10 protein-coding genes, 1 tRNA gene and 1 pseudogene are annotated in these 10,000 nt (G+C 44.5%); 9 read left to right on the forward strand and 3 right to left on the reverse strand.

Going from position 1 to position 10,000, the window contains the following annotated elements:
* Both LDL18_RS01175 and nth read left to right on the forward strand, forming a co-directional pair.
* On the forward strand, window positions 1-143 hold a 143-nt coding region (locus LDL18_RS01175), incomplete at its 5' end, for a dihydrodipicolinate reductase C-terminal domain-containing protein (protein WP_296506308.1).
* Window positions 140-787 carry an endonuclease III gene (gene nth, locus LDL18_RS01180; RefSeq protein WP_296506286.1) on the forward strand — a complete coding sequence of 216 codons (648 nt, stop codon included), beginning with the start codon at window positions 140-142 and terminating at the stop codon, window positions 785-787. The genes LDL18_RS01175 and nth, both read left to right, overlap by 4 nt.
* An 8-nt stretch (window positions 788-795) precedes the next feature.
* Here nth and LDL18_RS01185 read toward each other — a convergent pair whose 3' ends face one another.
* A complete protein-coding gene (locus LDL18_RS01185; RefSeq protein ID WP_296506288.1) occupies window positions 796-1,341 on the reverse strand; it encodes a RecX family transcriptional regulator in 546 nt (181 codons plus the stop codon).
* Between the two features lie 98 nt (window positions 1,342-1,439).
* Between LDL18_RS01185 and LDL18_RS01190 the strand changes: the two genes are divergently transcribed.
* The 3 genes from LDL18_RS01190 (at window position 1,440) to LDL18_RS01200 (ending at window position 5,542) form a co-directional block, all read left to right on the forward strand.
* Complete coding sequence (locus LDL18_RS01190) at window positions 1,440-3,209, forward strand: fatty acyl-AMP ligase (protein WP_296506292.1); 1,770 nt, start codon at window positions 1,440-1,442, stop codon at window positions 3,207-3,209.
* Window positions 3,210-3,307: 98 nt separating this feature from the next.
* The gene (locus LDL18_RS01195; RefSeq protein WP_296506294.1) at window positions 3,308-4,558 is read left to right on the forward strand and encodes a DPP IV N-terminal domain-containing protein; all 1,251 of its coding nucleotides are present in this window, start codon (window positions 3,308-3,310) and stop codon (window positions 4,556-4,558) included.
* 54 nt (window positions 4,559-4,612) lie between these two features.
* Window positions 4,613-5,542 (forward strand): alpha/beta fold hydrolase, encoded by a 930-nt coding sequence (locus LDL18_RS01200; RefSeq protein WP_296506296.1) that lies wholly within the window; start codon window positions 4,613-4,615, stop codon window positions 5,540-5,542.
* Here the strand turns inward: LDL18_RS01200 and LDL18_RS01205 are convergent.
* Complete coding sequence (locus LDL18_RS01205) at window positions 5,534-5,725, reverse strand: hypothetical protein (RefSeq protein ID WP_296506299.1); 192 nt, start codon at window positions 5,723-5,725, stop codon at window positions 5,534-5,536. The two genes, LDL18_RS01200 and LDL18_RS01205, sit on opposite strands and share 9 nt — an antisense overlap.
* A gap of 175 nt (window positions 5,726-5,900) precedes the next feature.
* Between LDL18_RS01205 and LDL18_RS01210 the strand changes: the two genes are divergently transcribed.
* Entirely contained in the window at window positions 5,901-6,368 is a 468-nt protein-coding gene (locus tag LDL18_RS01210) for an XRE family transcriptional regulator (protein ID WP_296506300.1), read from the forward strand.
* 125 nt (window positions 6,369-6,493) lie between these two features.
* On the opposite strand, the gene LDL18_RS01215 is transcribed toward LDL18_RS01210, so the two are convergent.
* On the reverse strand, window positions 6,494-7,579 hold the full coding sequence (locus LDL18_RS01215; RefSeq protein ID WP_296506302.1) for a glycosyltransferase: 1,086 nt from the start codon (window positions 7,577-7,579) through the stop codon (window positions 6,494-6,496).
* Between the two features lie 280 nt (window positions 7,580-7,859).
* On the opposite strand from LDL18_RS01215, the gene LDL18_RS01220 reads away from it, so the two are divergent.
* The 3 genes and pseudogenes from LDL18_RS01220 to LDL18_RS01230 form a co-directional block, all read left to right on the forward strand.
* Window positions 7,860-8,183 carry a multidrug efflux SMR transporter gene (locus tag LDL18_RS01220; RefSeq protein WP_011240587.1) on the forward strand — a complete coding sequence of 108 codons (324 nt, stop codon included), beginning with the start codon at window positions 7,860-7,862 and terminating at the stop codon, window positions 8,181-8,183.
* 162 nt (window positions 8,184-8,345) lie between these two features.
* Window positions 8,346-8,422, forward strand: a tRNA-Arg gene (locus LDL18_RS01225).
* 227 nt (window positions 8,423-8,649) lie between these two features.
* A pseudogene (locus LDL18_RS01230) lies at window positions 8,650-10,000 on the forward strand (helicase); the annotation flags it as partial.

Consider the following 10,000-nt stretch of genomic DNA (forward strand, 5'->3'; position numbering starts at 1 on the left):
TTGCGAGCGAAGGTGAAAGAATCGAATTGGGACACCGCGCCGAAAGCCGGATCATCTTTGCCCGTGGCGCTTTAAAAGCCGCGCTTTGGCTCGCCAATCAATCTGCCGGATTTTACCAGATGAAGGACGTTCTTGGTTTATGACCCCCGATTCTATTGAAGAATTTTATCGGCGTTTAGCCAAGGATAATCCCAATCCGCGTTCGGAATTGGTTTTCAAAAATCCTTATACCTTACTGGTATCGGTTGTCCTGTCCGCACAGGCAACCGATGTCAGCGTCAACAAAGCCACCGAACCGTTATTCAAAATAGTCGATACTCCAGAACAGATGATTGATCTCGGGGAGGCTCGCTTAAAAGACTACATTCGCTCCATTGGGCTTTATAATAACAAAGCCAAAAATATCATTGCCCTATCGCATATTCTGGTTGAAAAATACCAAGGACAAGTGCCCGCCGATCAAAAGGCATTGGAAGCGTTACCGGGGGTTGGACGGAAAACGGCCTTGGTCGTTTTAAATGTGGCCTTCAATCGCCCTACCATCGCGGTCGACACCCATATTTTTCGGGTCGCTAATCGGACAGGACTTGCCCCCGGCAAAGATGTCCGCGCCGTCGAAAAGGCCTTAGAAGACGTCACACCCGACAAATATCGCCTTCATGCGCATCATTGGCTCATTCTTTTCGGACGTTATATCTGCAAGGCCAGAAAACCGGAATGCCTGCGCTGCTTCGAATCTGACCTTTGCGCTGCCGTCAAAGAAACAGGCATTCCCTTTCAATCCTGATGTATCGCCTAGGATTCGAGGTCTTCAATATTGATCTTGAATATTCGGGCGATCACATCGGCTGAATGCCCAGCCCTTGCCATAGCTGCAAAATGTCGCCTTTTAACTTTGATATCATCTCGATCCTCTTTTTCATAAAAGGGGCCCAGATGTCGTTTTTGGGCATAATGCAAAGCGGTTTCCATCGCTGAATCGTTATTTCCTGTCAGACTATCAATAATCTTTTCATCAATACCGGCGGCTTTTAAAGCCGATTTCACCCTAATTTTGCCATATCCTCGTCTTTTAAAGGCATTATATTTCATTTCTGCAAATAGGGGATCATTGATATAGCCAAGATTGATACAATAAGAAATAATCGCATAAATGTCAGGGGGTGCGGTGCCAATCCACCCAGACTGATTTATTTTTCGTTTCAAATACTCTGACAATTTTTTCGAAGATGTTGCATAACGTCCAACATAATATAAAGCGAGTTGACGTAATGAATCCTCATCAAGAGGTTTGCGTTGCTTGTTTTTTAAATGGTGATGCACGACTTGCGTCTCTGTCATAGTTTGATAAAGAATTGGGCAGTTATTATCCCGGGATATGGGCGGGATATTTTCTGACAGCATACTCTAAAAAAGTATGCCCCGGGGAGGAATAAACGTTGTCGACTTTGGTCGGAAAGAAAAATGCTGTGGGCGATCAAGAACCAGTTTTAAAACCTACGCCTACCAATGATGATCAGGTAGCACGCCGCCGCTGTGATTTTGATACGATGGGCGAAGCCTTGGATTACGCGGCGTTATCCAAAAAAGGCATGAATTTTCATGATGCGCGTGGGTCACTTATCAGACCTTATCCCTTCAGTGAATTGCGTGCCGATGCTCTAAAGATGGCTTCAAGGCTGATTGCACGGGGAATGAAACCCGGTGACAGATTGGCTTTAATTGCAGAAACCTGTCCAGAATTTGCTGCTTTATTTTTTGGGGCGATTTATGCAGGTGTTTGGCCGGTGCCGCTTCCTTTGCCAACGTCTTTTGGCGGGAAAGAAGCCTATATCGACCAATTGGCGATCCAGCTCAAAAGCAGTGATCCCAGCCTAATCGCCTATCCAAAGGAATTATCGGAATTTGCCGAAAAAGCCGCTGCCAAAAATGGTGTAAAGGCGATGGCATGGGATGATCTTCTGCTCGAAGATGCCCCCATCATTGAATTACCGAAGGCGAAGAAAGACGATATCGCCTATCTTCAATATTCCAGCGGTTCCACGCGCTTCCCGCATGGCGTTATTATTACCCATCAAGCATTGCTCAGCAATTTGAATGCGCATGGCTTGGGCATGAATATGCGGGATAATGACCGCTGTATTTCATGGCTGCCTTGGTATCATGATATGGGTCTGGTCGGCTGTATGCTCTCGATCATCGCCAATCAGATCTCAACCGATTATCTAAAGACGAATGACTTTGCTCGTCGTCCGCTCGCATGGCTTGATTTAATCACGCGGAATGAAGGCTATTCGATCAGCTATTCTCCGACCTTTGGCTATGATATTTGCGCTCGTCGCATGTCCAGCCAGACGAAGGCCGCCGACCGATTTGACCTGTCCCGTTGGCGGGTTGCGGGTAATGGCGCGGATATGATCCGGCCTGATGTTATGCAGAAATTCGTTGATGCCTTCTCCGAAGCAGGCTTCAATCCCAATGCCTTTATGCCTTCCTATGGTTTGGCCGAAGCCACCCTTGCGGTTTCCTTGATGCCACTAAACGAAGGTATTCGGGTCGAAATGGTCAAGGAAAGTCTTCTTTCCGGCAGCCAAGCGGATGAAAACCAACCGGAAAGATATCGTTCGATTGTTAATTGCGGCAAACCCGTCAAAGACACGACGATTTCTATCCGAAATGCCGATGGTAAGGATTTACCAGAACGCGAAGTCGGCCAAGTCTGGGTCAAAGGCCCCGGCATCATGAGCGGCTATTTCCGTGACAAAGAATCGACCGATGCCTGCATGGTCGATGGTTGGCTCGATACGGGCGATATGGGCTATATGTCCGACGGCTATATTTATATTGTTGGCCGTGCCAAAGATATGATCCTCGTCAATGGTTGTAACTATTGGCCACAGGATATCGAATGGGCAGTTGAACAGCTCCCCGGTTTCAAAGGGGGTGATATCGCCGCTTTTGCGATCACGACCGAGTCTGGCGAAGAAATGCCAGCGATTTTGGTGCAATGCCGGATGTCCGATCCCGAAGAAAGAAAGAAACTGCACGCCGAGATCAATCAGAAAGTGCGGACGATGATCGGGATACCCTGCATGGTGGCCTTGGTGCCGCCGCGTTCTTTGCCTCGTACCAGCTCTGGTAAATTAAGCCGTGTTAAAGCACGGAATATGTATCTGACCGGTGCAATCAAGGCCTATGATCTGAACTAATCTTCTTTGAAATGTGTCCTTGCCGCTTTTTCTTCAGGCAAGGATGCCTTCTCATAATTTGGCTTTCTCATCCTTTTCTTCTTCCTTACAAGGAAAGGATGATGAAACGCCCTTTCTCTCTTCTGCAAAAAATAGATAGCGTCCGAAATAACCGGAATTCCAAACGGAAAAAGACCAAGGCTTGGCTGGCTTCTCTGCTCCTTCCGATTAGCTTTATTGTTTCATCACCCTACCCGCTCTGGGCATCATCTCTTCCCAAAACGCCCCTTTCCTCTTCACAAGATGCCGTCTTAGCCCCTTTGGAAAAATGGATGGCGTTACCTCGGGATAGCCAACTCACCGCCGCCCATCATCACAAAGAATGGGCTTTTGTTCGGTACCAAGCCGGACAACATCAGCTTCTCTTAACCCGTCCCGATCCCCAAGCCGACAATCTGCCTTTGAATTGTATTCTGGCACATTATAATGAAGATGACGGGCAAGCACTCTATAACCTCACCTTCTCACCTGATGACAGTCAACTGGCTTATGTTCGCGGCAGTGATCCTGAATTTCCAGATGCTCCACCGCCGAATCCGACCTTCCAACCGCAAGCCCCCGAAGCTACAATTCATCTCATTGATCTGACTTTGGCATCCGATAACATCATCGCCTCAGGCTACAACCCGCTTTTTTCGCCAGATGGTCAATCTCTCGTCTATATCTCGAAAAACAGCCTTTGGCTGTATAGACGGGGCAGCCAGATACTTCTTAAAAAACTTTTTACGATCAAAGGGCATATTCGCGATCTTAGCTGGTCACCTGATGGTAAATCACTGGCCTTTGTCGATGACCGGATCGACCACGGCTTTATTGCCTTATATCGCATAACAAGCGGCCAATTAGAGTATTTACCAGCTGCTTTTGGTAATGATCTTTTTCCGGTTTTCTCACCGGACAGCCAAAAATTGGCTTTTATTCGTGCCTATGAACCGCCCCAATCCATTTCTTCCCCTGACCGCAAAAATGGTTGGTGGTCGCTGATGATTGCGGATGTAAACAATCTCACTCTCACGGAAAAATGGCACGCCCCCAAAGGCACAGGCGAGGCCTATGTCGGAACCCGTCATCAAAATCTTTATTGGACAGAGCAAAATCAGATTTTATTCCCTTGGGAGCAAGATGGCTGGCTTCATATCTACAGCCTCAACCCCGATAGTGGGACGGTATCACCTCTCATGAAAGGCGCATTCGAGGTAGAAGAATTCATCGTCGATAATGCCCAAAACCGGATTATCTATACGGCCAATCGCGATAACCGCGATCATTACAGCCTTTGGGCGCGCTCTTTGTCTTCGGGAAAAACGTAAAAGTTAGGCAATCAAAATTTTCTTACTTTTAAACCGAGCCTAGCCAACGGAGCCTTGGCCGCTTTAATCAGTAATAACTTCCAACTTCCTCATCCGGCGCTTGTGACCGAAAATAGCTTTCATAGCCTGACCTCGGAAAAGGCTTGGGATATCGCTCGCCAAAATTTTACACCCGTGGAGAGTGTCCATTTTCTAGCCTCCGATGGGAAAGAGAGCTACGGTCAGTTTTTTGGGGCGCGCAGTAACCACAATCAACCACATCCGACAGTAATTTTTCTGCATGGCGGGCCCCGACGGCAGATGCTGGACGGTTTCCCAGCGCAAAATTACTATCAGAATGCCTATATCTTTAATCAGTTCCTCGCCCATAACGGCTATAATGTCCTCAGTGTCAATTATCGCGGCGGCAGCGGCTATGGCCATGACTATCGCGAAGCGCCTGAAACTGGACGGCAAGGTGCCAGTGAATACCGCGATATTATGGGGGCAGTTCGTTATCTCGAAAGCCGTCCTGATGTTGATAAGGCGCATATCGCGCTATGGGGAGGCAGTTGGGGCGGTTATCTGACCGCTTTGGCTCTGGCTCGAAACAGCGATATTTTTAAAGTCGGTGTCGATTTCCATGGGGTGCATAATTTGTTGAGACCCGCTCCGGCTAGCCTCTCACCTGATGCGCAAAGAGAATCTCAAAATCTCATGTGGCAATCGTCACCCTTGGCTAATCTCGATCAATGGCGCGCGCCGGTTTTGGTCATTCACGGGGATGACGATCACAATGTGCCTTTCACACAGTCAGAAGAACTGACCCATTTATTACAAAATCGCGGGATACCCCATGAAGAACTCGCCTTCCCGAATGAAAGGCATGGCTTCCTTCTTCATCGTCACTGGTTGACTGCATATAACAAAAGTTTTCTTTTTATATCCCGCTATCTATATGAAAATGCAGGAAAAAATGCTAATGAGCAGCGGTCTTCAAGGTAAGTCGCCATAAAGCGCATAACTATAGAAAAGGTCAGCCCGCATAATAATTTCAACAGAATCGCCCCCCATATCAATAGAACGATCGAGCCAATAGCTTCTATGCTCAACAAGTTGATTTTTTAAAGTGCGGTCGGCTTCAAGACGAAGGTTTTCTGCATAGTTAACTTCTTTTTTATTTTCCATGCCGCCCTACTCATTAAAAAATTATTATCTCACTCAATATGAAATTTTAGAATAAATCCGAGAAAATTTCTTTTTGTTTGCGAGCATTGTCAGGAAGTATTTGTATTAAATTTTAACACATAGAACAACCAATATTTTGCAAAGACTTGGTCTCAAATTTTCGCATTGTGCATTCATGCCCTCCCCATGTAACAAACTGAAATTATTGCGAAAAGCGGCCAAGCCTCCGATCACGATCAGAGCCTTAGCTGAAGCCATAGACATGCCTGCTTCCAGCTATGCCTTTTATGAAGATATGAATCGTTTCAAGAAAAAATATTTACCCTTGGAACTGACCCGAAAAATAGCCGCTGTTTTAATGAATCACCAGATCAATCCAGAAGACATTTTGGCACTTTCCGGCCTGACCAGTTATGAATTAAAAACCGAAATCTCGGCCATCCGGCAAATCATGCCACCCATACAATTTGTAAAAATGAATATGGCGCTACCCAATGAAACGCTGCTTACCGAAATGTTTGAAGACTTGCTGGCCGATCTTGACCTGAATGCGCCTAAAAAGGAAATCGCCCATAATCTGGCACAACATCTACCAGAAGCCCTTTCCGATACCGCTCGCAAAATCCCCGATAAAATCCACTAATCAGGGTGAATTTCTTTTCCACATCCACAAAAAAGCAATTACTGTATTTAGATGAAAGAAAAATAATAAATCATATGTAATAATATAAAATCTATTTTATATAGATTTTTTATAAATAATCATCATTATTTCTTTAGTATTTTTGTTTTAATATGATTAACAATTTGAGAACCAGCTAAATTAAAGCGATCAAGACTGAATTTTTTTGCTACAAAATTTTGTGCATTTCTTCCAAAAAGAAAAACTTTTTGAGGATTTTCAAGTAGCAGTTCTAATGCTTGACCAATAGTCTGCTTAAGATCACCTGACACCAAAAAACCTGTCTTGTTGTTAATGACACTATAAGCCAACTCACCTACAGGGGTGGCGATAACGGGCAACCCTGCTGCCATCGCTTCATGAGCAGCGAGGCACATGCCTTCAAATATTGAAGGTTGAATATAGAGATCCAAATTTTCCAGAAACTTTTCTGGATGCTCACTATATCCCACAAGAAAAACATGATCTTGTAAATTAAGATTCTTAATTTGCAGGTTTAATGATTCTTCAAGTGGACCACGGCCTGCAATAGAAAGCGTAAAGCGATGCCGGAAATCTGGACGTTTTTTAAGAAGAATATCAACCGCATCGACCAAAATCTCATAATTTTTTTGTTCACGCAAGCGCCCCATACTGCCAATTCGAAGAGGGCGCTTGCCATCCCAATGATGCGTTATCGGGGGTAATGTTTCACAACAATAGAGTGGCCAAGACATAATATTGCTTTTAGGTATTCTCATTTTATCGTGCAAAAAGGCCTCAACGATCGCAGAATCTGCAATCCAGAGTTTTGAAAATTTGCGAAAAATTTGAGTGTATAGCCTAACGGCTGCACTATGCTTCCAACTTACAACAGGAATTCGCGTCAATGCACCAGCTAATTGTCCAACCAAGGTCGCCCTACTAAGTGAGGTCCAGATCACATCTGGCTTATCAGTTTTTATTCGTTTTAAGTAAGCTTTGGTGTAGGTAAAAATACTTCTTCTGCTACCAAACATTACTTCATAACCAATATTAGCCTTTTCAAGTTTCGGCGCGGCTTTCATATCACGCGGTTCACAAGCGATAACTTTTACTTCACAGCCAAGTCGTTGCAGACTATGCACGATAGAAGGAATAGCAAATTCTGCACCACCATTTTCTAGGCTAGTGACAAGATAATGGATTTTCATGTGCGGTGGGTCCTTTAAGTAATCTGCCCCCCCCTCTGAAGCTTGCACGAATTTTACCTATTAATATTTAAGTAGATGATTAAACTTGAAGGCAGCCATAAGCCTTGAAGACATCGACTGCAAGCTTTCTGATTTATGTACAAAATTAAAGGCATTGATTATTGAATATTTAGACAAACACCATCATCAACAATAATTATTAGTAAGAATAACGGACTTTACTACATACGTAAAAAATATTTCTTATCTACTGAAACATAAAAAGGGACATCATCGATCGATGGCATGGCTGGTCATTACTATTGCGGGTTTATTTGAAGTTATCTGGGCATATTTCATGAAACAATCCCAGGGTTTCACCCGCATCATTCCAACCATTATCATGTTTGTTACGATGTTTACCAGCTTCGGCTTGCTGTCATGGTCAATGAAATTTCTGCCTTTGGGAAGCGCTTATGCCGTCTGGACAGGTATTGGCATTATTGGCAGTTTTATCGTCGGTATTGTTTTTCTGAAAGAACCGGCGAATTTTATCCGTATTCTTGCTGTCTCGCTTATCATCGCAGGGATCATTCTCATGAAGCTTTCAAACAAAAATGTCTAATAGAGACTCCCATATTTTCTAAAATCGGGCTGTTTGTTTGATTCCTGTCGGAAAATTTTGCTTTTCAATATAAAAATCAAGGATAGCCATAACCGAATATCTCGAAAGATATGGGCTTCAATATTGACGATATGATGATGAAACTATAGAGAAATTACCCATGCCCCCGTAGCTCAGTAGGATAGAGCGACGGTTTCCTAAACCGCAGGCCAGAGGTTCGAATCCCCTCGGGGGCACCATTTTTTTGATAAAAGCCTTTAATTTTCTCAAAAGTCTTTTCATTTAAAATAATTCTTCTTTGAACGCAGGATATCCCCCTTCTCTTTTCATAAAAACCGACCATCCTTTTTTCCTTGTTGCCTATAAAGACAATATGTCGGATAGTTCGCTCTCTTCTCAAGAATAGCTTTGAAATAAATCACTTTCTTTACTGAAACAAAAACGAATAAAAACGGATAATCTTGGCGTGATAAAGAAAAACGAGCGACCTTATTCCCATTATTCCCTCTTACGGCTCAAAAATCTTTATCAGGAAAACCCTAGAAACCCGCATATTCTATCTCTTATCCACGATGAATTAGGCTATAGAAATAGCGATTTTGCACAGGATTTAATCCAAAAAATCGAATGGGCTATTCAAAAAATAGACCGAGATGCCATTCAAAAAGAAGCCAGCTTTTCTTTTTTTGAAGAAGAAAAACCCCTTTCTCAAAAAGGGGCTAAAAAATTCAATCTACTGGATAAATTGCTCCATTTTTTGCCCAGTTTTAAGGCCAAAAAAGCCAATGAACCAGCGGCTATTCTCGCGACATGGACAGCCGAAGAAGCCCTTTCACCCCAAACCTATCGCAATCCCGAAGATTTAGCCGCAGGCGATAAAAAAGCGGTCGCCTCACTAACAAGAGCGCAGCTTCCATGGGGAAATCATGAAATCCTGCCACCTAAAAAAAGGCTCTATTATCAGATTATTCTCGGCTCTATACCCATGCAAGAAGCAACAGAAAAACTGATCCAGCTCTTTGGCAAGGATGAAGAAACACGACAAAGAATAAAGGAAAAATCGGCTATTGCCGCTATTCTTGTCGATGATCGCGGTTTTCTCATAGAAGATAACAGTGTTGCCATTTCCAGCTTTGCATGGGCGTTACCGCAAGCCTTAAAGGGAAAACTCGATATTCTAGGGGCTTGGCCGGATATCGAACCCCAAGTGACCGAATATCTCACTACTATCCTCCAGAATAACGATACAGGCGGCAAAAAACAGCCTCTTAACAGGGGTATTTTGGAAGAAGCCTTTCAATGGATAACGGAACAATTTGGCTTGCCTTCCGATCTTATCGAGGCACCCAGCTTTGCGCTTCGGATCTACCACCCGCTGTCATCAGACAAGCCGCCGCAGGCCACGCTTCTTAATTCTTTTTTCTTGGGTGATCTTGCACTAGCGCGCAGTCTTCTTCAGCAGGGAAAGGCTAATGCCGGCTTAAGCTATTATCTCGGTGATAAAAAAGCCGAAAATATCTTTAATTTGCTTACCGATCATGATGCCGTTGAGAAAGCGGTTTCACCGGCCCTGATGCCAATCGCCCGTTGGCCTTCCGCTGGTGGTCACGCGCTAGTACTATTGCAACAGGCCGCCGTGAATCTAACCCGTGACCAATTACAGGAAAAAGACGGCATCATCGCCGTTAATGGGCCCCCAGGGACAGGCAAAACAACCTTACTTCGGGATATTATTGCGGCGGCGGTGGTCGATCGCGCCACGGCAATGGCCGAATTTGATGACCCAGAACAGGCATTCATCCCGACTGGCAAAAAAA

Source organism: Zymomonas sp., assembly GCF_020216885.1.
Classification (GTDB): domain Bacteria; phylum Pseudomonadota; class Alphaproteobacteria; order Sphingomonadales; family Sphingomonadaceae; genus Zymomonas.

Bases quoted from the DNA above. Each gene is read 5' to 3' on its own strand.
- nth (WP_296506286.1), top strand. From the start codon at position 140: ATGACCCCCGATTCTATTGAAGAATTTTATCGGCGTTTAGCCAAGGAT.
- LDL18_RS01185 (WP_296506288.1), bottom strand. From the start codon at position 1,341: ATGACAGAGACGCAAGTCGTGCATCACCATTTAAAAAACAAGCAACGC.
- LDL18_RS01195 (WP_296506294.1), top strand. From the start codon at position 3,308: ATGATGAAACGCCCTTTCTCTCTTCTGCAAAAAATAGATAGCGTCCGA.
- LDL18_RS01205 (WP_296506299.1), bottom strand. From the start codon at position 5,725: ATGGAAAATAAAAAAGAAGTTAACTATGCAGAAAACCTTCGTCTTGAA.
- LDL18_RS01210 (WP_296506300.1), top strand. From the start codon at position 5,901: ATGCCCTCCCCATGTAACAAACTGAAATTATTGCGAAAAGCGGCCAAG.
- LDL18_RS01215 (WP_296506302.1), bottom strand. From the start codon at position 7,579: ATGAAAATCCATTATCTTGTCACTAGCCTAGAAAATGGTGGTGCAGAA.
- LDL18_RS01220 (WP_011240587.1), top strand. From the start codon at position 7,860: ATGGCATGGCTGGTCATTACTATTGCGGGTTTATTTGAAGTTATCTGG.